This window comes from Mucilaginibacter roseus, from assembly GCF_021215455.1.
GTDB classification, from domain to species: Bacteria; Bacteroidota; Bacteroidia; order Sphingobacteriales; family Sphingobacteriaceae; genus Mucilaginibacter; species Mucilaginibacter roseus.
In genome coordinates this window covers 311247-336496 of record NZ_JAJPWV010000005.1, presented here as the reverse complement: position 1 = coordinate 336496, position 25250 = coordinate 311247, and the positions used below count along the sequence as shown (strand labels likewise).

Genomic DNA, 25250 nt, shown 5'->3' with positions numbered 1-25250 from the left:
TTTGCGTTTATAACATTCGGGTTATTTAGGTTCGTTTTATAATTTAGCGATGACATCATATCTGAAGTCCCATTACTCAACGATTATTAATTTAAGCCCATCAGAAACTTTAAATTCAAGCAATAATTATCTACATCTAAATTATTGCACATAGAATTAATTGCAAAAATCAATCTAGTATTACAGGCTTATATTTAGGCACTAAAGTTTTAATTACACTCCAGGCTATCAAATAAGCCACTGCCGATGCCGTAAATACGATAGTATACCCCGTTTCTATATGCCCTAATGCTTTATAATGGTCAAATAGGGCGCCGCTGATTTTCGATACTACTACACCACCCAAACCGCCTGCCATACCGCCCATCCCTACCACTGAACCGATGGCCCTTTTGGGGAACATATCGCTCACCGTTGTGAAAATATTCGCGCTCCAGGCTTGATGTGCTGCTGCACCGACACCAATCAGTACGATAGGTATCCAGTAAGATATGTGGCCTAACGGCTGGGCTGCAAGAATGGCAAGCGGGAATATCGCAATAACAAGCATAGCCTTTACCCGGCCTTCAAAAACATTGTGCCCTTTCTTTATAAAGTGCATAGGTAACCATCCACCTGCAACACTGCCTACCATACTCAGCGTGTAAACCGCTGCTAAAGGTATCATCACGCCTTCGCCAACAATGTTATATTGCGCTTTTAGATAAGCGGGGAGCCAAAATAAAAAGAACCAGAATACGCCATCGGTAAGCAACTTACCTGAAATGAAAGCCCATGTTTGCCTGTATCCCAGCAATTTGAACCACGATATTTTACTTTCCAACACATCGGTAAGTTGTTTTTCGGATTGTGCTACGTTTTCCCGGTCAGTTGTAATGTAAAGAAGTTCTTCGTTCGTTAGCCGTTTTTGCTTCTCCGGTTTTTCGTAAAAAATAAGCCAGAATATCAGCCATAAAAAGCCAAACGCGCCTACCAAAATAAATGCTGATTCCCATCCCCAGTTAGCATATATCCATGGAATAGTGAGCGGTGCAAGTACAGCACCAATGTTAGCTCCTGAATTAAATATACCCGTCGCGAATGACCGTTCTTTTTTAGGGAAATACTCTGCCACAGCCTTAATTGCTGCCGGAAAGTTACCCGCCTCGCCAAAAGCAAGCAGCGTGCGGCTCACAATAAATCCGGCAACGGAGACTGAAAAAATAGATATACCTGCCAGTCCAAGCAATGAATTAAATGCTTCTCCGATAGGGATAGAAAACGCATGTATCATGGCTGCTACCGACCAGATGATAATAGCCCAACCATAACCCCATTTCGTATCCAGCCAATCAACAATACGGCCGGCAAATAACATACTGAGCGCATAAGCAAATTGGAAAACTGCGGTGATGTTGGCGTAATCGCTGTTTGTCCAACCAAATTTTTCTTCCAGATAAGGTTGCAACAGGCTGAGCACCTGCCGGTCGAGGTAGTTAATGGTTGTTGCTACAAATAGCAGTGCGCATATCGTCCAGCGGTAATTGCCGGCCGGCTTTATATCTTTTTGGTACATAGGTTTATTGGCGGTTTTTGGTTAGTTGGTTGTTTGTTTACATTAAGGCGTAGCTCATTCGTTAGCGGGTTTTCCTATGGTGGCTAATAGTCCGCCGTCAACATAAATAATTTGTCCGTTTATAAAATTACTTGCTTCGGATGCTAAAAAGATCGCCGTTCCGGCCAGATCCTGCGGGTCTCCCCAACGGCCTGCCGGTGTCCGGCTGATGATAAATTCATTAAAAGGGTTACCGTCAACACGTATTGGTGCGGTTTGGCTTGTAGCATAATAGCCCGGCCCTATGCCGTTAACCTGTATGTTGTAAGGCGCCCATTCCGTTGCCAGGTTCCGGGTAAGCATTTTTAGGCCGCCCTTTGCCGCTGCATACGCAGTAACGTTAGTGCGCCCAAGCTCGCTCATCATCGAGCATATGTTAATGATTTTCCCATTGCGGCGATTGATCATACCCTTAGCTACTAATCGGCTCATAATAAATGCGCCAACCAGATCCACGTCTATCACCCGCCTAAAATCCTCAACCGGCATATCAACAGCCAACACACGCTTTATAATACCTGCATTGTTCACCAGTATGTCAATGGCTCCATGCTCAGCTTCCATCTTAGTCACATTTTCAATAGCTGCGGCTTCATCTGTCACATCAAATAAATAGCCCGATGCTTCAAAACCCTGTGCTTCATAGTGTGCCAGGGCATCAGCAAGTTTAGCCGGGGTTGTGCTGGTGATAATCAATTTTGCGCCTGCTTGTGCGAGCCCTTCTGCCATAGCCATACCCAAGCCATGTGTGCCGCCGGTTATCAGTGCTGTTTTACCTCGTAAGCTGAATAATTCCATGTCTGCGTTATTATTTGAGTTCATTTGGTGCCACGCCATCCATATCGCCATAATCCAGGTTTTCGCCGGCCATACCCCATATAAAGGAGTAATTGCTGGTGCCACAACCCGAGTGAATACTCCACTCCGGACTAATTACCGCCTGTTGATTCTGCATAAAAATATGGCGTGTTTCCTGCGGTTGTCCCATAAAGTGGCTCACGGTTTGCCCATCAGCAAGGTCAAAATAAAAATACGCTTCCATGCGGCGGGTGTGGGTGTGCGATGGCATGGTATTCCAAACGTTGCCCTCGTGCAGTTCGGTTAGCCCCATCTGTAACTGGCATGTTTTTACTATACTGTTTACTATCAGTTTATTTAAGGTGCGACGGTTAGCTGTTCTTTGCTCGCCTAATTCAATAACCTCGGCATTATCCTTATTTACTTTTTGAGTTGGATAGGCATGATGTGCCGGTGCCGAGTTGATATAAAAATAAGGTTGTTCGTCTCCCGGCCTTTCAAATATCACTTCTTTAACGCCCTTGCCAACATATAAGGCTTCTTTTTTTGATAATTCATAAACGGTACCATCCACTTTTACAATACCTTTGCCTCCAACATTGATGATGCCCAGCTCCCGGCGCTCTAAAAAGTAGTCGGCCTTAAGTTCATCAATTGTTTCAAGAGCTACAGCTTTGGTAACCGGAAAAGCACCTCCAACTATATATCTGTCATACATGGTGTACACCAGGCGTATGGTGTCATCTTCAAAAAGGGTCGGAATCAAAAAGTGTTCGCGCAGTTTTTCGGTAGTATATGTTTTCACATCTTCCGGATGATGCGCGTATCTGAATTCTGATTTAGTCATTATGCTGTTTTTATATGTTGATGTATTTAAATTATTTGATTGTTACGATTAGCGGATGCGACAATATTTCAGCCTGTTTTTTAAGCATAGCCTCCCAGTCTGATCGATTTTGTATCTGCCCGCTTTTTTGCCAGGCAAAGCCGGAGTAGTAGGTTATTTTGCCCGATGGTTTGGTTAGCACCAGTAGATTACTTTGATCCGGCGTTTTACTTTTATTAGCGAATGCTTTTTGAACAAATTCAGGGTCTATTACTAATCCCTCGCCAATATAAATACCGTCTATTTGCTCGTGATGACTGAAGATACCTGCTTTTTCATCGATACCGGTTTGACCTTCATTTTTGTGCAGGCTTATACCGACGGTATAATTAGGCAGTGGCTTTTGCGACCGATAAGTTATAACGAACTTGCTGAAATTGCTGCCCACATCAAGAGAGATACGCTTTGTTTCGACGACCAAATACGGACCGTACGGTGCATACTTGAGTTCAAATATTGTGCGCAACGGGCCTTCAGCTATAGTTTTATGTGTGACAAAGTTTTTCGACACCAGCAGACTGTCATTATACCAAACACCGGTTCCGCCGGTTCCGCGGCTCGCACCTACATGATAAGGGTCATATCCCTCGCCATGATCGGTATGGTAAAAGCCGGGATCAGTAAGGTAACCTTTATACCATTTGTTGATCACCGGTTCGGTGGTTCGTTTCAGCCAAAGGTCAATACCGCTGCTCAAGGTGCCGTTTTCCAGGTGCTGTTCGGTACGTCGCTGTGCATCAGGCCCGTAAGTTCTGAAGGCCACCCGGTCGTTTTCCCAGGCATAATCATCCGTACGTTCGGGTACAAAACGCGAGTAGGCAATTAATTGGCTTTGCGGTAGCGCTAAGTTTTTATCTGAGCATAAAGTGAAATCTGCCTTGCTGTTAGCGCCAACTTTAGCTAAAAACAATAATTCATCAGGCTTGCCGTCTGAGTCATTGTCTACCCATTGTATAGCTTCAGATTTTCCGGTTTGCTTACTTTTAATGCGGATATCCTGTAGTTGATTTTTCTTTAACAAGGTGGCAACTTTTTTTACTTCGATGCCAACCACTTCATGCCTTTCAAAGCCCTGTGTATTGCTAACGGATACGTTGAGTACTTGCTGAGCGCAGGCAGATGTACAGGAAAAAATTGTGGCGGCAACCAGCAGGCACTTGGTTAATCTCATACGCTTATTTTAGTTTTTTTAAACGCATAAGCGCTTCAATAAAATAATAATCGCCATAGCTAAGCGGCACATCAATCTCTGTTTTGTTAGGCATGTTGCCTACGCCGTGCTTCAATAAAAAGCCACCGTTAGTACCTACCTCGGCAAAATATTCTTTACCGGAAAGAGCGGTTAAAATAGTTTTTGCTGCCGCGATATATTTCTCTGCCAGCTTCTTATCTACGTAGCCGCTCAGCTCCAGAAGTGCCGAAGCGGTTATTGCGCCTGCCGAAGAATCATGCAACGCATCAGGAATGCCCGGTGCCTGGTAATCCCAATAGGGTATCAGGTTTTTAGGCATGGTAGGGTAGGTGAGAATATAGTTGGCAATACGGTTGGCTTGTTGCAGATATATTTTGTCTTTTGTATCGCGATATGTAGCGGTATAACCATAAAGTCCCCAAGCTTGCCCGCGCGCCCATGAGGAATTGTCGGCAGCGCCCTGGTTGGTAATACGCTTGGTTACCTTGCCTGTTTTAGTATTGTAAACTACCTCGTGGTACGAGCTGTAATCAGGCCTGAAGTGATTAGCCATGGTTGTATTCGCATGGTTAATGGCAATGTTTTTATAAGTATCATCACCACTAAACCTACTTGCCCAAAAAAGCAGTTCCAGGTTCATCATGTTATCTATAATCACCGGCATCTCGTCCGCACTGGCATGGTTCCACGGAGAGCTATCCCATGAGCGTATGCACTTCGCTGCCGGATTATAGCGTGTTATCAAAGATTTTGCGCTTTGCATCAATACGTCTTCATACTCCTTTTGGGGGTTCAACCGTTCGGCATTGCCAAAGCTGCAATACATCATAAAACCAAGGTCGTGGGTTGATTTATTGTATTGTTCTTTCTTCAGATCTTCCAAAAAAGCCAGCGCTTCAGCTTTAAGCGCAGGTGCACCGGCAGCCTCATCCAGGTAAAGTAAAGTACCCGGGTAGAAACCACTGCACCACCAGTCAGATCCGCTCGTTTCAAGCTTATCATTATCGGCGTGATAGGTTTTGGGGTACTGCCCGGGTTTCACCTTTTCGCTCAAAAACTGGTATTGCTTTACCGAAGCGTTAAAAATAGCGTCGGCATTTTTAACCGGGTTGTATTGCGCCTGGGCTGCTATGGTAGTTGTAGCTAACAGCGCGGTAACGTACAGGTTTTTTATCATTGCAGAAGATTGCTTATTTCGATAACATTCACGGGCTGCGCTGCCACGTCGGCCTTACCTTCACCATCAACCTGAATGTTATTTTGCACAAATAGATGTAGTTGTTTTTCAGTTTTCCATAGTTCCGTATCGTAAGTAGGTTCCCACGAGCCAACAGTTGCCGCGGTAATATCCTTCACATGCCACTTGTTACCGGCAATGTTATCAGTTACCGCGATGGATGCTTTGCTACCTCGTTCTTCATCCCTGAATATAAGCGCTGCCGAAAGTTTGCCTTTTGCGTTCCAGGCAACAATCTGCGGGCGTGATATCGGGATGCTTTTTGTACCGAATCCGTTGAGGCTAAAAGCCGTTTTTCTGAAGCCGAGGTTTTTAACCAACCACCGGCCTTTGTTCAAGTAAATAATATGGTATTGCGGTACAGGATCGCCTTTTTTACAATAATAGGTGGCAATGTACGGATTGCTTTTATAATCAGCAAACATGCTGGTTTGATTTATAAGCTGGCTTTGCTGCGGAATGTGGCAGGCATATTCGGCGGCCGGGGCGGTAATAGGTAAGTTATATTTTTCGCCCGTGGAGCGTTGCCAGGTTAATCCGCCATCTCCAGACCGTGCATAACACATATCGTGGTTACTGGCAACATCCGGGCTTTCACGCCATACCCATGATACGTGATAACGCCTTTCTCGTCAACAAAGGTTTGCCAGTAAGCGCTGCGTTTCCCCTCACCGTCAATCAGGTTGTTTTGCATACGGATCCAGTTTTTGTTCTTCATATCATACCGGTTGATAACCAAGCTGCCATTACCCGAATGGCCGTTGCGAAAAAAGAATAAAAGATCGCCATTCGGCAAGCGGTAAAATTCAGGATAGCTTACCAAATTTTCAGTAACGCCGGTCATTTGTGTTTTTTCTCCAAGTTTAAGGCTGCCCGGTCGTATACTTTTACAGTAATTCAAAGGCGCGTCATGATGTCCCCAGGCCACATGGAGGTAACCTTCACCATCAACCATTATACTGATGCTTTTATGTGCGTCGGCCGCGTCACCGGTGTATGGTGTACGCAAAGCTTGCCATTTTGCAGATCCAAGCTTACGCTTTGCCAATACTACATGCTGGCTGGTATCATAATATGCGGCAAACTGTTCGCCCTTAAAGCTAACCAGTGAATTTTTACGGAAGATTACGGTATTAATAGAGTTATTCGCCCAGCCATCACTAGCTATAGTACTTGTTTGCGCTTGGCATAAAACGCATATCAAGCTAAATATTAAGGTTATAAAAAGATATTTAAGCTTAGTGGAAGACTTGTTCATATATTATTTTTTAAGATCAAGCGCATGGTCGGCTTCAGTATTTTGGCCTGTCCATATTTTAACTGCCGTCCAGGGTTGGGCGGGTGATGTCCAGAACTCGTCATTAGCGGATAAGCCCAGCGGTAAAAAGATGGTAGAAGCTATGTAAAGGCTGCCGGTGGTAATGTAAAAGTCGGCAAGGCTTGGTTGTTGGCCATATAAGCCTATGTTGAGCCAGCCCTTTTTATTGAAACTTCTTTCTGTAAGCGTTTTCTTAATAACAGCTGTAAGCGCGCACCTTACCTGCGCCGCTTTTAAATTATCAGGCAATTGTTTTGTAAGCGAAATATTCGCCAGGTGATGAAACACGCCGCTCCGGTACACAATTGAACGGCCTAAGGCAGGGTAGGTGCCGTCAGTATTAATCAGGCGTTCCTGTATCTGCGCGTAACGCTGTCCGGCTGCGAGCTCAAATTGCTTTTCTTTTTGATAGCGTTTATCCTTAGTGTTTAAAACCTCTAAAATTGTACTTAAAAACGGATGGATTACGATGCTGTTGTAATAATCCATATTGAATTGCATACCGTCGGAATACATACCGTCGCCAACATACCAGTGTTGTGTAAACTCGCGAATGGCATACTCAAGCCGCACGGCATCGTAATCCAAATCGTACTTACAAAAGAATGCCTCGATCATGCCGCTAAATAAAATCCAATTGCTGTAAACGGGGATGGTTTCGCGGGTCAGGATAAATGCTTCTCTAATTTGTTGCTTTACCTGTTCGCTGCTATTTTGCCAGAGCCAGGGGCAGCGTATTAGCGCATATGCCACAAAAGATGCATCAACCAGCGGTTGCCCGCCGCGCCATTGCATATAATCCTTAGTTTGCGGATTAACCGCATTCTCCACCGCTTTAAGCGCCCAGCTACGGTATTGGCTACGTAGCGTTTGTTCAGTAATGCTACCACCTTCGGTTTGTAGCCAGGGCGCTATGCCGCACAGCGTACGGCCAAAGGCTTCCAGGTAAGCCACTTTTTGCCTTGATTCCCGGCTATCGATCTTGTCAGCAAACTCAACCGGCATAGTTTCTTTTAAGCGATCGGCAGCAAGGTTTTCCATGACCGGCCGAGCGACTTTATCCATATACCGGAGCCATAACTCGCGATCAGCAACCCCGTTTTTTGATTGTGTTAGGGCAGTTTGGCATAGTGCATATAAGAAGATTAACGTATATAAAACGCCACGCATAAATTATTAGATTTAAATATCAGGCTTAAGCAAAGCTTATCTATTGGTTAAAATGCAAAGGCAAGTTAAAATTAAATCTGAATAATTATTGTTGAAACAACACTTTAATTTGGAACGTGTAGATCAGGTTTGTCAAAAGGTTTAAATCACTTTGCCATCGCATTGTCTGTTTTGCGTCAGCCCGGTATCAGGCTTTATAAATAGTGTGTTTTGTTTAAAATGTTTTGCTGAGGTTTGCGTCATCACAGGTATACAGCAAACAAAACGGTTATGAAAAACGATCTGAACTTAGCGCTGCAAGGCTGCTGCCCGGCAATTATCCCTACCTTAACTGATGTAGCGGACACAGAGCAAGAATTGGCCATCCTATTTCTGGATGTTCGCAACTTCACGGGTTTAATGGAGTCGCAAAGTGCACAGTCTGTTATACAGGTGGTGCGCAGGTTGTTCACCGGTTTTAATCAGATCATCAAAAATTTTAGCGGTAAAGTGGTTGAAGTTGCAGGCGATAACCTGTATGCTGTATTTGGCTTGCAAACCAACTTACGTGAAGCGGTTAACAACGCCTATCAGGCGGCGCGTACCATGTTTCAAACCATTGAGTTATTTAACGATGCCTACGCAGTGCCTTATTATGGCAACCCACTAGAGGTAGGAGTAGGCATACACTCAGGCAAAGTTTACGTAGGTGAATTTGGCCTTGATGCGCCTGCACAGTTATCAGTAATGGGCTTGCCTGTAAACATAGCCGCCCGGTTACAAGCTAAGACCAAAGAGTTGAACAATGACCTGCTGATATCAGAAGATGCCTTTGTTCATCTGGAAACCGCCGGTACACAGTTTAACCAGCAAACCGTTCGTTTACAGGGCATAGCCCATGGCCAGCAAGTACGTTTGGCAGGTAAACCTTATGCCGCTCAAAACATTTTGCCGGCATCCGATATAGATATGGATTACCTGCTGGCTATCGCCGGGTAATAATTAGCTAAAGTTTATTGACAAGTAGATGTATTAATGCTTTATTTGTACTTAATTTTTAATAAGTCTAAATAACGTTAATCTCCTTGTCATCTAAATGAGCGATAATAAATCTTCCTGGGCGTCACATCAAAAGCGTTGGTTTGGTAAGTGGCATGTTTATTTAGGCATTATTGCCGGTTTTATCATAGCGTTTGTTGGCGTTACCGGCAGCATATTGGTTTTTAGGGAAGAGATAGACGCTGCGCTCAATCCGCAATTGTTTGTAGTAAAACCAAGCGGGCATAAAATTCCGCCTGCCATTTTGCTGCCGCGCTTTCAGCAAGAGCACCCCGCTTATAAAATAAGTTACTTAGCAGCAGACGATACCAAGGCTACAGCTACTTACGAAGCGTATAACGCCGCTACAGAACAAGAAATATTTATCAACCCATATACCGGCAGTATCTGCGGCATCAGAAAACATGATTCGGGCTTTGTTGGTATAGTTACCGAACTGCACCGTACGTTGCTTATACCCGTAGCAGGCCGCTATATTGTGGGTTTGGCAGCCATTTGTTTACTGATACTTACAGCCAGCGGTTTAAGGTTATGGGTGCCTCAAAAGTTAAAGCAACTCAAAGTGGCGCTTTTAATTAAACGGCGCGCAAGCCTTAAACGCCAAAATTACGACCTGCACCGGGTGGTAGGGCTATATAGCTCGCCGGTGGTGTTTGTGTTGGCGCTCACCGGGGTTTGTATCACCTTTTCGGTTGTTGTTATCCCGATGTTGTTTCTGTGCTCGGGCGAGAGCCCACAGGGTGTGCAGCAGTTGCTTGGTGCAAAATCGCACTACCAGGCAGGCGTTAAACCCATGCCACTCACTGAGCTGGTAAAAAATGCTGAAGCAGCAATGCCCGGCGCTAAAGTTTTGGGCTATGCCGTACCTAAGGATACCACTGCCAGTTACCGCTTTGATATGTTGAGTGAAGGTTTGCCCCGAAGTGGTAAACGCGAAATGGCTCTGCTCGACCAATATACCGGTAAACTCCTGCTAAACAGCCGCACCGATTTTCCGGAAGTTGGCAACGCATATCTTAGCTGGCTGGCCCCGCTGCATTATGGCACCTTTGGCGGTTTGCCCACGCAGATACTCGCTTTATTGGGTGGGCTGATGCCTGCGGTATTGTTTATAAGCGGCATCGCCATCTGGTGGCCACGTTTTAAAAAACAACGGAATAAACCTGTACAAAAATCTGATTTGCGTGTGGCTGTTTTAGCGGGTAAGTCGACAGATGGTGTAACAGGGGTGCACACACCGTTTATTTTGCGCTTAAAAAAGGGATTCAAATATGCCCTGCTCTTTATAGGGTTCACCGTGTTAATGGGTACACTTTACGGGTTAATTAGCGGGCTACCCATACGGCCCGGATTGGCGGCTATGGCCTTTTTAACAACCTTGATACAGGTAAACCTGGTGCTTTCAGTAGTGTGTTTTATAATTTATGCCTTGTTGTTTTACCCTTTTGGTAAGCGCAGCCGCATTTGGCCGGGTTACCTGGCCTGGTCGTTACCGTTTGCGTTGGTTTACGGTTTGTTTTACCATCTATGTTTTAACATGGGACTGAGCATATTTTAATATGGCAATACACTTATTAATGTTTAATTAAATCATAACGCTGGTATAAAAAGCGGTATCAATATAAAGCGTATCTTTCCGGGAAGTATAATTAATAAGACTTCCCTGATATGTGTGCTGCAACCCGTCGATCATTTTTAAAAAGTGCCGCTCTATTGGGAGCTGCGGCCGGACTGCCAACTATTATAAAAGCTGAGGATAAGCCTGCCGATAAGAAGGCGCCTACAGACCTGAACATATTGTTTCAGGGTGACTCCATAACCGATGGAAACCGCACCCGCGATAACGATTGGAACCACGTAATGGGGCATGGCTATGCCTACCTGATCAGCAGCCGTTTGTGGTTTGATCACCCTGAACGCAAATTCCATTTTTTTAATCGTGGCGTGAGCGGTAACAAGGTGGTCGACCTGGCTAAACGCTGGCAAACGGATACGCTGGACATTAAACCCAATGTACTGAGCATACTGGTAGGCGTGAACGACGTGCTGGCCATGCTGCGCGGGCAGGAGGGCTTCACCGCCGACAACTTTGAAACCGACTACCGCAACCTGCTGAAACAAACTACCGAAGCCCTGCCCAACGTAAAGCTGGTAATAGGCGAACCCTTTGTACTGCATGTGGCCAAGGTGAACAAGATGTGGGATCAATGGCGTACCGAGACCGGCAAGCGCGCCGAAGTTGCCAGACAATTAGCCCGTGAGTTCAATGCCATATTCGTGCCCTACCAGCAAGCCTTTAACGATGCCCTGAAAAAAGCCCCAGCCGATTACTGGATATGGGACGGCGTACACCCCATGCCCGCCGGACATGAACTAATGGCGAGGGAATGGTTGAAAGCGACTAAGGGGTTGGGGTTGGTGTGATTGAAGTATGTTAGATGCAATAAAAAAAGATATTAATAAAGAATACGTGGCGGCAGTTAAAGAGTATGTCTATTTTGATTCTACTAAATATAAATTACCTAAGATCTTATAAAGTAGTTTTAAAGTAACTAAATATTCATTCAATAATATAAGCCAAGCATCCTCATAGCTTTGAATAGGATAGTTGATTTTGAAGTAAGCTAACCCTGCAATTACTCCAGTAATATCAGTATGAACAGGATAACCTTGTCTTATCCTACCAATTTGTTTAAGTGTTTCGACTATTTTGTTTCCGTTAATACTATTCTGTTCAAAAAATAAATTTAGTAATTGTATTGATTTCTGTTGAGAGTCGGTTACTCCGGTTATTTTTCTTAATATATCAATATTAAGATTTCTGGAAACTTCACCGAAAGAAGCAATTCTATGTGAAAACTCTTCTTCTGTATTGGCAGGTTTAAAAAAATCCAATAAATTTCTTTCTTCGTTTAACATCAAAAGCTTTGCTTTATGTTTGTTATAGAACACGGCGTTAACAACATCTCTTGTTTCAATTATTGAAGCGGCCAATTTATTTTCTTTAATTTCCTGACTGATACTTTTTTGACCGATTTCGATTTCATATTCAGCTTGTTCAGTAGTAACTAAATTTTCGGGGTTATAAGGGGGGGAGTGTGGATATCCAGTCGATAACATTAGTAATTCTTCGAACTCCTCCAACGTGCCTTCTTTCAGCTTTTCAATAATTCTATCTTTTGCATATTGCAACAAAATTTTAATCAGATTGGGATAATCTCTATCAGGGTTTTGACTCCAAAAAGGATAACCCCAATTTATACATAATACATCGGAAATTATGACCATTATCTTATAATATTTGACATTATCACTTTCGTCTATAATATTATAATAGTATAAAAACTGCGCTGCTGCTCTGCCTCCAGACGGAACATGAACAACGTTATAAAACCTAATTATATTAAGGATTTTATTCTCTTTCAGTTTAAGAAGATGGTCAATACCATCAGAAGTGATATAAATGTTAAAATCGTTTTTATATTTCCCAAGTTCTATTAAATGTTTGGAATTTAAATAGGTTTGTACATTCTTTGATTCAGTTTGGTTGATACCGGTGAGTTGATTAATTTGAGTTGCATCGTAACCCTCTGAGTAATTATTTTTGCTTTTTAAATAAAGATTATTTAAGAAGTCATTACTTAGTTTCTGTAAATTCATAGATAATTAGTATGATTTCTGTCATGCAGCTTTAGGTTGTAATAAAGGCCATACAGTAGCAATTTCCTTATAAGCGGCTATTAATTTCGGTCGGTCTTTTTCCCAAGTAATATCTTCGGGAGCAATAATTACTTTTTTAGAAAATACATCGATAACGATACATAGTCTCCTATTTAATGTTGTTTCAAATTGTTCTTGTAAATGCTCTTTAATTAAGCCTGTAATGAGTTGTCCCTGCCCATAGGTTAATCGTTCTCGTTTATCTTTTGAAAACTGAAGTTTTATAAACCCACTTAATTCGTTAGTTGTTGTATTATATATAGCAAAATCTGGCGAAAGCGATACATCAACCCCTTCAGCAAAAATATGAGTAAATTGCTTTTTTAAACGCCATTTTGAATAGTGTTCATTATAAGGAGAAAAGAATTGTACACCATAGTTTTTTAGTATCTGTAACGATTCGATGCAGCATTTTTGATCACTAACTTTATATGCTCCTTCAACTACTTTAGATTGCTCCTTTCTTAACCAATCCTCAAAAATTTCTATATTTCTTTCTTTATCTTTCAGATACTGATGAATAGCAGATTTTGGGCTTGCATATCTTGCGAAATTGGGCGTTTGGGAAAACTTTAGTTTTTTGAGGATAGACTCTTTTTTTCTACTATCGGAAGTGATGTATTTACTAAGCGATATTATCGTGATCACTGGATTTTCTTTAATAATCATCTTATCTACTATAACCAATTGTCTTTTAATCTATTAGGATACCACAAATATAAATAGATTAAATCCTAATTTTTTTAGTATATGATTGGATTTTTTTCCACAGTATAACGCGAATTGTTGAAAATCAACATATTGGTTACCGGTAAAGCAATGTAGGGTTAAATATTATAGGATAATATTAAAATGAATTTTAATAAAAAACGCCTCTAATGTCATCAGAAGCGTTTTTGAATTTCAGTGACCCCGCTGAGGCTCGAACTCAGGACCCACAGATTAAGAGTCTGTTGCTCTACCAACTGAGCTACGGAGTCGTTATAAATGTTTATAAGGGTGCCCGATTTTTTGGGCACCGCAAATAAACGATTTATTTCTTAAAATTTAAGGCAATGTTAAAAACCATCCGCCTTAATTTGCTTTTCGGTGACTTTGCCGTATTTCTCCGCCACCTTCTTTATATCGGCCGATTTGCCTACCAGCACAAACTGTAGCTTATCTTTTGGGAAGTATTTGGCAATTATCTCCTTTGAGCGGGCCAGGTCGAGCTTATCAACATTGGCCTGAAAATCATTAATGTATGATTCTGTGAAGCCGTACCAATACATCTGCGTCAGCAAATCAGCCAACTGTCCGGAGGTTTCATATTTCGGCGGAAATAGTCCCTTTACATAATTTTTTGCCGAGGTGAGCGATTTTTCATCCAGCCCTTTTTCATGCAGACGGTTTAATACTTCAAGCGCCTTATCAATTGCGGCTTCGGTGGTCTTGGTAGCCGTAAATGTCGAAATATAAAAGGTACCCGAATTTTTCAACGGGTTAAAGCTGCTGCGTGCGCCGTAAGTCAGTCCGGAATTTACCCGCAGTTCGTCATTCAGCATCGAGGTAAAGCGTGCGCCAAAAAGGGTGTTTACCACGTCGATAGCTACGTAATCCGGGTTGTCGCGCTTAATGCCCAGGCCTCCGATTAAAAAGGTGGTTTCGCGGGCATCATCCTTGTTAACCAGTAAAACACGGGCTTCGGTTGGAGCTGTTACCGTTGCAGGTACGCCGATCTGCGCAGCGCCTTTGTTGTTCCACTTGCCGAAGTATTTGGTCAGCTTTTGCTTCATATCAGCAGCCTTAAAATCGCCCACCACAGCAATGGCTGAGCGTTGCGGAATGTAGTTATTAGCATAAAAGGTTTTCAAATCGGCAGTGGTAAGTTTTCCCACCGTTACCGGGCTGCCGCTGGTGCTGTTGCTGTACACATGGTTGCCATAAATAAAGTTATCCCAATAAGCGTTGATCACTTGTCGCGGACTTTGTTTAGCCTGATCCAATCGGGCCAGTACGCGTTCCTTCTCCTTGTCAAATTCAACAGCCGGGAAGGTTGGCGCAGTTAGTACCTCGCTCACAATCGCCAAAACCTTGTCAGTATTTTTAGCGGCGAATTTAGCACTCAGTGAGGCATACTCTTTAGTGGCGTATGAGCCTAAGTCGGCACCAACAAAATCCAATTCTTCTTCTATCTGGTTCTTGGTGAAACTTTTGGTGCCGTATTGCAAACCGGCAGCGGTTAATGATGCCAAGCCATGCTTATCGCCATCGTAAATGGCACCGGCAGGCAACACGGCTGATACGCTGATCAGCGGTATTTCGTGCTGTTCCATCAGGTAAACGGTAAGACCGTTAGGCAGTGTAAATTTTTGGTAAGGCGGCACCTTAAATGCCGATTGCGCCTGGGCGGTAATAGTTACTGCCAGAAAAAGCAGCGCATATATAGTATGTTTAAATATCGCTCTCATGGTTTATTTTACGGTTGATTTGGCTACACCGACGGTACGGTTGGTTTGTTTAAGATACTTGGCTGCCACGCGTTTAATATCGGCGGCAGTAACCTTGTTAAATTCGGCAGGGGCATCAAACAGCTTTTTATAATCGCCGAAAAATAATTCATAAGTACCAAGCGAGTTGGCCTTACCGTTAATGGTTTCCAGTTGCCTGTAAAGTTGTACCAGCTTTTGGTTTTTCACCTTTTGCAACTCACGTTCTGTTACGCCTTGTTCAATTACCTTACTTAACTCCTCGTCAATAGCTTTTTCAACCGCTGTTTCATTGGATGTTTTCGCAACTACGCCGTAGATCATAAACAAGCCCGGGTCAAAGCTCTCGTCAAAGCTGGATGATATGCTGGTAGCCAGTTGTTTTTTATCAACTATGGCCGAGTATAATCTGGATGAATTACCGCTTGATAAGATATCGCTCAAAATGCTCAGGGCATAGTAATCACTATCGCGCGCGGCAGGGGTATGGTAACCCATCAGCAGGTAAGGTACCGGCAGGTCTTTTTTGAATTCCACACGACGTTCTCCAAGCTGTTCCGGCTCTTTCAGGTGAACTACCGGTGGTGCTGGTTGTGCCGGGATAGGAGCCATATATTTATCAGCCAGTTTTTTTACATCGGCTGTTTTAACATTGCCGCATATTACCACCACGCAGTTATTAGGGGCGTAATAGGTGCGGAAATAACGTTCCAAATCTTCCTTGGTCCAGTTGTCAATATCGGTTTGGTAGCCAATAACCGGCCAGTGGTACGAGTGTTCGGTAAAGGCAGTTGAGTAGATCAGTTCGCTCAATTGTTCCCACGGACTATTCTCCAACCCAGTACTTTTTTCTGACGATACCACGCCGCGCTCACTCTGCACCATTTTAGGGTCGATGGTAAGGTTGGCAATGCGGTCGCTCTCCAGGTCAAACATGGTTTCCATGGCCGATGCGGGAAACCAGTCGGTATATACCGTCACATTTTGCGTAGTGTAAGCATTGTTGGCACCCCCGTTAAACTCCATGGTGTTATCAAACTGTTTAGGGCCGAATTTTTTGGAGCCGTTAAACATCATGTGTTCAAAAAAGTGGGAGAGGCCGGTAATGCCCGGGTACTCGTTGCGCGAGCCTACGCGGTAAAACAGGTACATGTTGGCGTTGGGAATGGAGCTGTCTTCCATCACCAAAAATTTCATGCCGTTGGCAAGGGTAAAGGTGTTCACGTCGGCCGGTTTGCTTTGCCCAAAAGCAAATGAACTGATGGCCATCAGAACAGCGGGTAAAAATCGTTTCATGAAGTGGGTTAATAATAGTTGTGCAATATAACCTGTTGACCGATGATTTTATAGATGTGTTAACAAATACCATATAAATGCTGCGGATATGTTAAAAACAGAGCCACATTTGTCATGCGTTTATAATAACTGTACCTTGGCCGTTGCAAACTCTTGCATAATCAATTAAAACAATGTTACCTTTGCTAACACTGTTAGGTTGTACATTATAACACAATGGGAATATTAGAGCGCAGGCAGCGGCAGAAGGAAGAGGTGAAGCATGATATTATTTGTGCTGCATGGCAAATGGTTGAAAAAGACGGATGGGGTGCATTATCTATTCGCAAAATAGCCGATGCCATTGAATACAGCGTGCCTGTTATTTATGACCATTTTGAAAATAAAGAAGCCATATATCTTGAATTTGCAAAAAAGGGTTTTCGTAAACTCTCCAAAAAGATGATCGAGGCGAAAGACGCCCACGATGATCCGGCAGAACAGATCAGGGCGATGGCTGATGCTTACTGGGACTTTGGCATCAACAACATACAGCTCTACCAGTTAATGTTTGGCATAGGAATGCAGTGTTGCGAAATAAGCAAGGCCATGCCCGAGCAGGAAAAATTCAGGGCTTTGGTGATGGAGCCGATAGAGGCGCTTATCAAAAAAAGCAAACGCACTGATATTAATTCCTGCCTGAAGTACCACACATTCTGGTCAGTAATGCACGGCTTAATTTCGATCAAGATCACCGGCAATTCCTCCATTGACGATGAACTTAATAAAATGGTTTTGGATGACGCCATAGCAGGCTTCACAAAAAATTTGCAGTAGCGGTTCCAAAATTTTTTCGAGCTATACCTAACACTGTTAGGAAATATAACAATGTTTAAACATTTAATAATAAGACTTCATATACAAGTATTCATACACGCTAAACATATAAATTACATGAAAACGCTAAGCAAATCTATTCTTTCAATAAGGCAAAATGTGCCACTTTTTGTGTCCATTGCCGCCTTGGTTTTATATAGCAGTTGCAGTTCATCAACGCCGGGCGCGGGTGCGCCGCCACCACAGGAGCTTCCGGTAGTAGCTGTTGAAAGCAAGCCGGTTACCACTTATAGCGAATACACCGCATCGCTTGAAGGTAGCCGTGATATTGAGATCCGTCCGCAGGTTGATGGCTACCTTGAAGCTATTTATGTTGACGAGGGCGCACAGGTACACAAAGGTCAAACACTTTTTAAAATTGATGCACGCCCGTTCCGCGAGCAACTGAACACGGCTAAAGCCATGTTGCTTTCAGCCCAGGCATCGCTTGAAACAGCATCCATCAATGTAAGCAAACTAACGCCGCTGGTTGAAAATAATGTGGTGTCTGATGTGCAGCTACGTTCGGCAAAAGCAGCTTACAATGCCGCTAAAGCGAATGTTGCCCAGGCCCAGGCTCAGGTTGAATCAGCCAAAATCAATTTAGACTACACCAGCGTTACCGCGCCCGCCGATGGCTATGTAGGCAGTATTCCTTTTAAAACCGGTAGCTTGGTAGGCAAGGTGCAAACCGAGCCATTAACTGTACTATCAGAAAATAAAGCGGTTCACGCTTACTTTACCATGAGCGAGGTTGACTTTATCAACTTTAAGGAACACTATGCCGGTAACACTATTGAAGACAAGATCAAACACCTGCCTGAAGTAGAATTATTATTAGCCGATAACAACATCTATCCGCAAAAAGGTAAGGTGGAACTGGCTAAAGGTCAGTTTGATAAAACAAACGGTACCATCAGCTTCAGGGCCACTTTTGCCAACAATAGTGGCCTGTTACGTTCTGGTAATACCGGTAAAATACGCATACCGAGCGTAACCAGCAACTCTTTGCTGGTACCGCAGGAGGCTACCTTTGAATTGCAGGATAAAGTGTTTGTTTACGCGCTTACCGATAGCAATAAAGTAGTAGGTACGCCACTAACGGTTACCGGCACAAGCGGTCACTTTTACCTGGTATCAAAAGGCCTTAAAGCCGGTGATAAAATTGTTTACAAGGGTATTGACAGGTTGCGCGATGGCGTACAGATCAAACCACAGGTATTGCCTGCAGATAGTGTGCTGAAAACAGCAGCGCTGTAAGCTAAATAGTTCATTCTAAATACATAATACCTTATTAACTGTATTCCCGGTAAGCGCCGGGAGGTACTTAATACCACTATCATGCTTAAAAAGTTTATAGAAAGGCCCGTCCTTTCAACAGTGATCTCCATACTTCTGCTCTTGCTGGGGATCGTATCGCTGTTAGGTTTACCTATCACACAGTTTCCTGATATCGCGCCACCAACGGTACAGGTAACCGCATCCTATCCGGGTGCAAACGCCGAGGTGGTTGCACGTTCGGTTGCCACGCCTATTGAGGAAGCCGTGAACGGTGTGGAGAACATGACCTACATGACCTCAAACTCCAGTAACGACGGCTCCATGACCCTGAACGTTTATTTTAAACAGGGTACCGATCCGGATATTGCCGCCGTTAACGTACAAAACCGCGTATCGAAAGCCTTGAGCCAGATACCGCAGGAAGCCGTACAAACCGGTGTATCAACCCAAAAGGTGCAAAATAGTATCATTATGTTCGTGGCGCTGGCCAGTAAGGATACATCGTACAACGAAACCTTTTTGCAGAACTATATCAAAATCAACCTGATACCGCAGTTGCAACGTATTCCCGGTGTGGGCCAGGCGCAGCCTTTCGGTACGCACGATTACTCAATGCGTATCTGGCTAAAACCTGATCGTTTAACCGCTTACAATCTTGCTCCTGCCGATGTAACTAATGCTATCCAGGATCAAAGCTTAGAAGCCGCTCCGGGCCGTATGGGCGAGAGCAGTAAGGAAGTTTTTGAATACGTGTTAAAATACAAAGGCAAGCTGAACAAGGTGAAAGATTACGAGAACATCGTGATCAAAGCCAATGCCGATGGATCAACCATCCGCTTACAGGACGTTGCCCGTGTGGAGTTCGGCTCTTACACTTACTCATCAAACAGTGTGCTTAATGGTAGCGCTACATCAGGTGTGGCTATCTTCCAAACAGCAGGCTCAAACGCTAACGACATCTTAACAGAAGCAAAACGTTTGCTGGATGAATTCTCAACCACGTTACCAAAAGGCATTGAGCCGGTGGTAATGTACAATACCAAGGAATTTTTGGATGCCTCTATTGAGCAGGTACAACATACGCTTATTGAAGCATTCGTGCTGGTATTTATTGTGGTGTTCATCTTCTTGCAGGATTTCCGCTCTACCTTAATTCCGGCTATTGCTGTTCCGGTGGCTATTGTGGGTACTTTCTTCTTCATGGGGCTGTTTGGTTTCAGTATCAACCTGCTCACCTTATTCGCATTGGTACTCGCCATAGGTATTGTGGTGGATGACGCCATTGTGGTGGTTGAGGCGGTCCACGCCAAAATGGAACATACGGGGCAGGACGCTAAAACGGCGACCATCGAATCCATGAGCGAAATCTCAGGCGCTATCGTATCCATAACATTGGTAATGGCGGCGGTATTCGTACCGGTAGGCTTTATGCAGGGCCCGGCGGGTGTGTTTTATCGCCAGTTCGCTTTTACCCTGGCTATCGCGATCCTGATCTCGGCATTGAACGCTTTAACGCTTAGTCCGGCACTTACTGCCTTATTCCTAAAAAACCCGCATGCCGAAGGCGAACATGGTCATACAGAGCGTAAAGGCTTTGTTGGTCGTTTCTTTGCCGCATTCAATACAGGCTTTAACGCGCTTACAGGCAAGTATATCAAATCGATTCAGTTCCTGATCAAACGCAAATGGGTAGCAGTATCAGGTTTGGCATTAGTGGCCGCGGTTACTTTTGTCATGATCAAACGTACGCCATCCGGCTTCATTCCTACAGAGGATCAAGGCTTCTTGCTTTATGCTGTAAATACCCCTCCGGGTAACTCATTGGAGCAAACCCGTAAAGCGATGAAGGAGATTGATGATATTGTAAAGAAAGATCCGATCACGCAGAACCATTACCAGGTAGAAGGTTTGAACTTTATCACCAACGCCAACGCTTCATCTTACGGTGCCGGTTTCATCCGCATGAAGGCTGAAGATGATCGTGGTGAAGTGAAAGATTTGAACCAGATCACCGCCATGATGACTCAAAAAGTTGCCGCGCAGGTTAAAGGCGCAAGCGCGTTCTTCTTCACTTTCCCAACGGTACAGGGTTTTGGTAACGTAAACGGTTTTGAAATGATGTTGCAGGACAGAACCAACGGTACCATGGGTAAGTTGGATTCAACCACCAAGGCATTTTTAGGTGCCTTGATGCAACGTAAAGAGATTGCCTACGCCTTCACCACGTTTGCTGCCGGTAATCCGCAATATCAACTGGATGTTGACAATGCCAAGGCCCGCCAGTTAGGTGTGCAGGTCAAGGACTTATTGCAAACGCTGCAAGTGTACTACGGTAGTAGCTTTGTAAGCGATTTTAACCGCTTTGGTAAATACTACCGTGTAATGGTGCAGGCTGATGCCGCTTATCGTACCAACCCGCAATCGCTCAACAACATATTTGTAAAAAACAATCAAGGCGAAATGGTGCCGGTTAACTCGGTGGTTAAATTAAAACGCGTTTATGGCCCCGAAACGGTAACACGTAATAACCTGTTTAACGCCGTAACTATTAACGGTGTGCCTAAGCCCGGCTACAGTACAGGCGACGCTATTAAAGCCGTTGAAGAAACAGCTAAACAAGCATTGCCACGCGGTTTTGGTTACGAGTGGACAGGCATGACCCGTGAGGAGATCAACGCCGGCTCGCAAATACTGCTCATTTTCGTCATGAGTATGATATTCGTGTACTTCCTGCTGGCTGCGCAGTACGAAAGTTATATACTGCCGCTGGCGGTTATACTGACCATACCGCTGGGTATATTCGGTGTAATGCTCTTCATCAACATGCTGGGCATTGATAATAACATCTACGTACAGGTGTGTTTGATCATGCTCATCGGTTTATTAGCTAAAAACGCCATCCTGATTGTAGAGTACGCTGTTCAACGCCGTAAAGCAGGCATGGGTTTAGTTGAGGCTGCTCTTGAAGCATCTCAATTAAGGCTTCGCCCGATATTGATGACCTCGTTCGCATTCATCGTAGGTTTGATCCCGCTGATGAGGGCCAAAGGTGCATCAGCCCTGGGTAACCACAGTATTGGCGCAGGTGCCGTAGGAGGGATGCTTACCGGTGTTATACTGGGTGTATTTGTTATCCCGGTGTTGTTCGTCATCTTCCAGGCCTTGCAGGAAAAACTGAGCGGTGGTAAAAAGAAAACTGAAGTAAAAGCCAATCAACAAGTTCAACTTGAAAACGCCTGATCCATCATATATCATCATGAAAAAGAATAGTTTAATTATATATGCCGCAATGCTGATAGCGTTAACCCTGAACGCTTGTAAGGCAGGTAAAAACTACCAGCGCCCAACGGTGCAGCTTCCCGAAAAATTTGCCGGTGTAAGCTATGCCGATACCAGTAGCATTGCTAACATACAGTGGAAGCAGTTTTTTACTGATACTACTTTGCAGGGCTTAATTGATAAGGGTATTAAATACAATTATAACCTGCAAATAGCGGTTAAACGTATTGATATTGCCCAACAACAGGTAAAACAGGCCAAGCTATCGTTATTACCCCAATTGAATTTGCAGGTAACCGGGCAGTACAACCGCCCGTCAGACAATAGCTTGAACGGCCTTAGTGCGAGCAGCTTTTTAGGAAGCAAGCACATTGAAGATTATAACGCCAGCCTGTTGCTATCATGGGAGCTGGATACCTGGGGCAAGATCCGCAGGCAAAAGGAATCCATCATGGCGCAATACCTGCAAACGTACGAAGCTACAAAGGCGGTACAAACACAACTGGTTGCCGATATAGCACAAGGTTATTACAACCTGCTGATGCTGGACAAACAGTTGACCATCGCCAAACAAAACCTAAGTCTTAGCGACAGTACGGTTAACTTAACTCGCCTGCTGAAGAATGCAGGCGAGGTTAACCTGCTGGCTGTTCAGCAGGCTGATGCGCAACGTCAAACAACGGCGCTGCTAATTCCGCAGCTTGAACAAAGCATCACTATACAAGAAAATGCGTTACAGATATTGACCGGCCAGTTACCCGGCGCGATAGCACGTAACAAAGGCATTGAAACCGCAGAGCTGCCAACCTCGCTTAACGCTGGTTTACCAGCCGCCTTACTAAGTCGCAGGCCCGATGTGCGCTCGAGCGAGATGGCGTTGGTATCATCAAACGCGCAGGTTGGGGTGGCGCAGGCTAATATGTACCCGTCGCTTACCATTACGGCACAGGGCGGCTTGCAGTCATTTAAATCAAGCAATTGGTTTAATATCCCGGGTTCATTATTTGGTTTGGCTACAGGTACGGTATTACAGCCTATCTTCAGAAACCGTACCTTGAAAACACAATACGAGGTCGCTAAAATTCAACGCGAGCAAGCGGTATTGCAGTTCAGGCAATCGGTGTTGAACGCAGTAGGCGAGGTAAGCAATGCCCTGGTGCAAAATCAAAAATTGCAGCAGCAAAGGCAAATTGCTACCGGCCAGGTTGATACCCTGAACCAGGCGGTAAAAAACGCGCGCTTATTATTTAAAAGCGACATGGCCAATTACCTGGAAGTAATTACCGCGCAAACCAACGCTTTACAAGCCCAGCTTAACCTGGCATCCATACAGCGCCAGCAGTTAGGCGCCGTTGTTGAGCTTTACCGCTCATTAGGCGGAGGCTGGCAATAATAAAAAAACTTAGTATTTAGTGAAAGCCGGTTTGCACTTAATTGTGCAGCCGGTTTTTTGTTTTGAAAAAACGTGTAAGTAAACTATGAACATAATTTACTTACACGTAAGGGGTTAATTAATCGTTCGGCTGAATGAGTTGCGCGTAGTCAACCCCGAGCGCGTCAGCGATCAGAAAAAATCGTTCAAGGCTGATCTTTGAATAGCCAAGCTCAATTTTACTGTAGGCATTTTGTGATATCCTGGCCTTCATGGCTACATAATCCTGCGAAAAATTACGCGCTTTACGTACCTTCCGGATGTTGGCCGATATCATTTGGTTTACTGAAAACATAAAATAGGTTTTATTGGATATTAACAATTACGTAATATTCAGGCTAACAGTTTGAACGTTTGCATAATAATTAATACAGCCGGCTTGTTACACGCCCATTCTTCAAAAAGGCCTATCTTTGCCGCCGACGATGAATGATGATACGGAAACGGTAAACGCCGAAACCCAGCCCGCTAAAAGTATTTACACCTTACAATTTTGTTTGCTTTGCCTGAGCTCCCTGCTTTTTTCGGCAAGTTTTAACATGCTGATACCTGAATTGCCTGCGTATCTGAGCAGCTTGGGTGGGGCGGAATATAAGGGACTGATCATCGCATTGTTTACTTTAACCGCTGGCATATCGCGCCCGTTTAGCGGTAAGTTTACTGACACCATAGGCCGTGTACCCATAATGGCAGTGGGTTCCATCGTATGTTTTGTTTGCGGGTTTTTGTACCCTGTGTTAGGCAGCGTAAGTGGTTTTTTGTTTTTGCGGTTGATCCACGGGTTTTCAACCGGGTTTAAGCCTACGGCTACCGCAGCCTATGTGGCTGATGTAATACCGCAAAGCCGATGGGGCGAGGCGCTGGGCATACATGGGTTATGCTTTAGTACCGGCATGGCTATTGGGCCTGCAATCGGCAGCGCTATAACGTTACATTTTTCGATAGACGTTTTGTTTTACTCTTCATCTGCCCTGGCGCTGATGTCAATCATCATACTGATGAATATGAAAGAAACGCTTAAGGATAAAAAGCCATTCAGCTTTTCGCTTTTCCGTATCTCTAAGAATGACATTATTGACCGCCGGGTGATTCCGGCAGGCGTAGTGACGCTAATATCCTATATGCCATACGGCGCAATATTAACCGTAATTCCAGATTGGTCTCAACATATCGGTATCGCTAATAAGGGGATGTTCTTTATGGTGTTTACCATAGCCTCTCTGCTGATCCGTTTCGTAGCCGGCAAAGTGTCTGACAGGCATGGCCGCGTTAATGTTATCCGCGCGGGTATTGCTATCATAGCGGTTTCATTACTGGTTTCAGGATTTGGCAGTACACCATTTATGCTATTAACAGGCGCGGTTTTATTCGGCATTGGTTCGGGCATTGCCTCGCCGGCTATTAACGCCTGGACGGTTGACCTTAGCGACCCGCAATACCGGGGCAAGGCCGTTGCAACAATGTACATCTCACTGGAAGCTGGTATCGGCTTAGGCGCTTTGCTGGCTGGCACCTATTATCAGGACGTACTGGCGCGCATCCCGATTAGCTTATTCATCTGCGCGGCAATTGCTTTATTGGCACTGCTGTATATGATAGTTTGGAAACGCACGCCATTTTATACGCCGCACAATGGCTGATAGGTGTTAATTTAATTATTACTCAAAACATTTTTGCCCGGTGAGG

Annotated in this window: 19 protein-coding genes, 1 tRNA gene and 1 pseudogene; 8 read left to right on the top strand and 13 right to left on the bottom strand. The window is 44.3% G+C overall.

Annotated features, from left to right (window positions below; genetic code table 11):
* Window positions 1-169: 169 nt before the first annotated feature.
* From LT679_RS16640 to LT679_RS16610, 7 genes and pseudogenes are all read right to left on the bottom strand, one after another.
* The gene (locus LT679_RS16640; RefSeq protein WP_232178799.1) at window positions 170-1555 is read right to left on the bottom strand and encodes an MFS transporter; all 1386 of its coding nucleotides are present in this window, start codon (window positions 1553-1555) and stop codon (window positions 170-172) included.
* Between the two features lie 54 nt (window positions 1556-1609).
* The gene (locus LT679_RS16635) at window positions 1610-2392 is read right to left on the bottom strand and encodes a gluconate 5-dehydrogenase (RefSeq protein WP_232178798.1); all 783 of its coding nucleotides are present in this window, start codon (window positions 2390-2392) and stop codon (window positions 1610-1612) included.
* 10 nt (window positions 2393-2402) lie between these two features.
* A complete protein-coding gene (kduI, locus tag LT679_RS16630; RefSeq protein ID WP_232178797.1) occupies window positions 2403-3239 on the bottom strand; it encodes a 5-dehydro-4-deoxy-D-glucuronate isomerase in 837 nt (278 codons plus the stop codon).
* Window positions 3240-3270: 31 nt separating this feature from the next.
* Window positions 3271-4449, bottom strand: a complete 1179-nt coding sequence (locus LT679_RS16625) for a DUF4861 family protein (RefSeq protein ID WP_232178796.1) — start codon at window positions 4447-4449, stop codon at window positions 3271-3273.
* A 4-nt stretch (window positions 4450-4453) separates the two neighbouring features.
* Entirely contained in the window at window positions 4454-5647 is a 1194-nt protein-coding gene (locus tag LT679_RS16620; RefSeq protein ID WP_232178795.1) for a glycoside hydrolase family 88 protein, read from the bottom strand.
* Window positions 5644-6965: pseudogene (locus LT679_RS16615) on the bottom strand (BNR repeat-containing protein). Before LT679_RS16615 ends, LT679_RS16620 begins: the two are co-directional and overlap by 4 nt.
* Before the next feature lie 3 nt (window positions 6966-6968).
* A complete protein-coding gene (locus LT679_RS16610; protein WP_262909324.1) occupies window positions 6969-8195 on the bottom strand; it encodes a DUF2264 domain-containing protein in 1227 nt (408 codons plus the stop codon).
* Window positions 8196-8465: 270 nt separating this feature from the next.
* Here LT679_RS16610 and LT679_RS16605 point away from each other — a divergent pair, with 270 nt between their 5' ends.
* The 3 genes from LT679_RS16605 to LT679_RS16595 all read left to right on the top strand — a co-directional run bounded on the left by LT679_RS16605 (window position 8466) and on the right by LT679_RS16595 (window position 11657).
* A complete protein-coding gene (locus tag LT679_RS16605) occupies window positions 8466-9173 on the top strand; it encodes an adenylate/guanylate cyclase domain-containing protein (protein WP_232178793.1) in 708 nt (235 codons plus the stop codon).
* Window positions 9174-9270: 97 nt separating this feature from the next.
* Window positions 9271-10791, top strand: a complete 1521-nt coding sequence (locus LT679_RS16600) for a PepSY domain-containing protein (RefSeq protein ID WP_232178792.1) — start codon at window positions 9271-9273, stop codon at window positions 10789-10791.
* A gap of 110 nt (window positions 10792-10901) precedes the next feature.
* Window positions 10902-11657 carry an SGNH/GDSL hydrolase family protein gene (locus tag LT679_RS16595; protein WP_232178791.1) on the top strand — a complete coding sequence of 252 codons (756 nt, stop codon included), beginning with the start codon at window positions 10902-10904 and terminating at the stop codon, window positions 11655-11657.
* Between the two features lie 69 nt (window positions 11658-11726).
* On the opposite strand, the gene LT679_RS16590 is transcribed toward LT679_RS16595, so the two are convergent.
* The 5 genes from LT679_RS16590 to LT679_RS16570 form a co-directional block, all read right to left on the bottom strand.
* Entirely contained in the window at window positions 11727-12893 is a 1167-nt protein-coding gene (locus tag LT679_RS16590; protein ID WP_232178790.1) for a hypothetical protein, read from the bottom strand.
* A gap of 21 nt (window positions 12894-12914) precedes the next feature.
* The gene (locus tag LT679_RS16585; protein WP_232178789.1) at window positions 12915-13622 is read right to left on the bottom strand and encodes a hypothetical protein; all 708 of its coding nucleotides are present in this window, start codon (window positions 13620-13622) and stop codon (window positions 12915-12917) included.
* A 238-nt stretch (window positions 13623-13860) separates the two neighbouring features.
* Window positions 13861-13933 (bottom strand) — tRNA-Lys (locus LT679_RS16580).
* Between the two features lie 78 nt (window positions 13934-14011).
* Window positions 14012-15403, bottom strand: a complete 1392-nt coding sequence (locus LT679_RS16575) for a M16 family metallopeptidase (RefSeq protein ID WP_232178788.1) — start codon at window positions 15401-15403, stop codon at window positions 14012-14014.
* A gap of 3 nt (window positions 15404-15406) precedes the next feature.
* Window positions 15407-16717: a M16 family metallopeptidase gene (locus tag LT679_RS16570; RefSeq protein ID WP_232178787.1), complete on the bottom strand. Its 1311-nt coding sequence runs from the start codon at window positions 16715-16717 to the stop codon at window positions 15407-15409.
* Window positions 16718-16933: 216 nt separating this feature from the next.
* On the opposite strand from LT679_RS16570, the gene LT679_RS16565 reads away from it, so the two are divergent.
* From LT679_RS16565 to LT679_RS16550, 4 genes are all read left to right on the top strand, one after another.
* Window positions 16934-17533, top strand: coding sequence for a TetR/AcrR family transcriptional regulator (locus tag LT679_RS16565; RefSeq protein WP_232178786.1), 600 nt, complete (start codon window positions 16934-16936; stop codon window positions 17531-17533).
* 117 nt (window positions 17534-17650) lie between these two features.
* Window positions 17651-18832: an efflux RND transporter periplasmic adaptor subunit gene (locus LT679_RS16560; protein WP_232178785.1), complete on the top strand. Its 1182-nt coding sequence runs from the start codon at window positions 17651-17653 to the stop codon at window positions 18830-18832.
* A gap of 81 nt (window positions 18833-18913) precedes the next feature.
* Entirely contained in the window at window positions 18914-22093 is a 3180-nt protein-coding gene (locus LT679_RS16555) for an efflux RND transporter permease subunit (RefSeq protein ID WP_232178784.1), read from the top strand.
* Window positions 22094-22109: 16 nt separating this feature from the next.
* On the top strand, window positions 22110-23525 hold the full coding sequence (locus LT679_RS16550) for an efflux transporter outer membrane subunit (RefSeq protein WP_232178783.1): 1416 nt from the start codon (window positions 22110-22112) through the stop codon (window positions 23523-23525).
* Between the two features lie 118 nt (window positions 23526-23643).
* Here LT679_RS16550 and LT679_RS16545 read toward each other — a convergent pair whose 3' ends face one another.
* Complete coding sequence (locus LT679_RS16545) at window positions 23644-23859, bottom strand: helix-turn-helix domain-containing protein (RefSeq protein ID WP_232178782.1); 216 nt, start codon at window positions 23857-23859, stop codon at window positions 23644-23646.
* Between the two features lie 130 nt (window positions 23860-23989).
* Here LT679_RS16545 and LT679_RS16540 point away from each other — a divergent pair, with 130 nt between their 5' ends.
* A complete protein-coding gene (locus LT679_RS16540; protein ID WP_232178781.1) occupies window positions 23990-25204 on the top strand; it encodes an MFS transporter in 1215 nt (404 codons plus the stop codon).
* The last annotated feature ends 46 nt before the right edge of the window (window positions 25205-25250 follow it).

Excerpts from the sequence above, each read along its gene's own strand:
- LT679_RS16585 (WP_232178789.1), bottom strand. The coding sequence starts at position 13,622 with ATGATTATTAAAGAAAATCCAGTGATCACGATAATATCGCTTAGTAAA.
- LT679_RS16565 (WP_232178786.1), top strand. The coding sequence starts at position 16,934 with ATGGGAATATTAGAGCGCAGGCAGCGGCAGAAGGAAGAGGTGAAGCAT.
- LT679_RS16640 (WP_232178799.1), bottom strand. The coding sequence starts at position 1,555 with ATGTACCAAAAAGATATAAAGCCGGCCGGCAATTACCGCTGGACGATA.
- LT679_RS16545 (WP_232178782.1), bottom strand. The coding sequence starts at position 23,859 with ATGTTTTCAGTAAACCAAATGATATCGGCCAACATCCGGAAGGTACGT.
- LT679_RS16635 (WP_232178798.1), bottom strand. The coding sequence starts at position 2,392 with ATGGAATTATTCAGCTTACGAGGTAAAACAGCACTGATAACCGGCGGC.
- LT679_RS16590 (WP_232178790.1), bottom strand. The coding sequence starts at position 12,893 with ATGAATTTACAGAAACTAAGTAATGACTTCTTAAATAATCTTTATTTA.
- LT679_RS16550 (WP_232178783.1), top strand. The coding sequence starts at position 22,110 with ATGAAAAAGAATAGTTTAATTATATATGCCGCAATGCTGATAGCGTTA.
- LT679_RS16575 (WP_232178788.1), bottom strand. The coding sequence starts at position 15,403 with ATGAGAGCGATATTTAAACATACTATATATGCGCTGCTTTTTCTGGCA.
- LT679_RS16620 (WP_232178795.1), bottom strand. The coding sequence starts at position 5,647 with ATGATAAAAAACCTGTACGTTACCGCGCTGTTAGCTACAACTACCATA.
- LT679_RS16600 (WP_232178792.1), top strand. The coding sequence starts at position 9,271 with ATGAGCGATAATAAATCTTCCTGGGCGTCACATCAAAAGCGTTGGTTT.
- LT679_RS16555 (WP_232178784.1), top strand. The coding sequence starts at position 18,914 with ATGCTTAAAAAGTTTATAGAAAGGCCCGTCCTTTCAACAGTGATCTCC.
- LT679_RS16610 (WP_262909324.1), bottom strand. The coding sequence starts at position 8,195 with ATGCGTGGCGTTTTATATACGTTAATCTTCTTATATGCACTATGCCAA.
- LT679_RS16560 (WP_232178785.1), top strand. The coding sequence starts at position 17,651 with ATGAAAACGCTAAGCAAATCTATTCTTTCAATAAGGCAAAATGTGCCA.
- LT679_RS16570 (WP_232178787.1), bottom strand. The coding sequence starts at position 16,717 with ATGAAACGATTTTTACCCGCTGTTCTGATGGCCATCAGTTCATTTGCT.
- LT679_RS16625 (WP_232178796.1), bottom strand. The coding sequence starts at position 4,449 with ATGAGATTAACCAAGTGCCTGCTGGTTGCCGCCACAATTTTTTCCTGT.
- LT679_RS16595 (WP_232178791.1), top strand. The coding sequence starts at position 10,902 with ATGTGTGCTGCAACCCGTCGATCATTTTTAAAAAGTGCCGCTCTATTG.
- LT679_RS16605 (WP_232178793.1), top strand. The coding sequence starts at position 8,466 with ATGAAAAACGATCTGAACTTAGCGCTGCAAGGCTGCTGCCCGGCAATT.
- kduI (WP_232178797.1), bottom strand. The coding sequence starts at position 3,239 with ATGACTAAATCAGAATTCAGATACGCGCATCATCCGGAAGATGTGAAA.
- LT679_RS16540 (WP_232178781.1), top strand. The coding sequence starts at position 23,990 with ATGAATGATGATACGGAAACGGTAAACGCCGAAACCCAGCCCGCTAAA.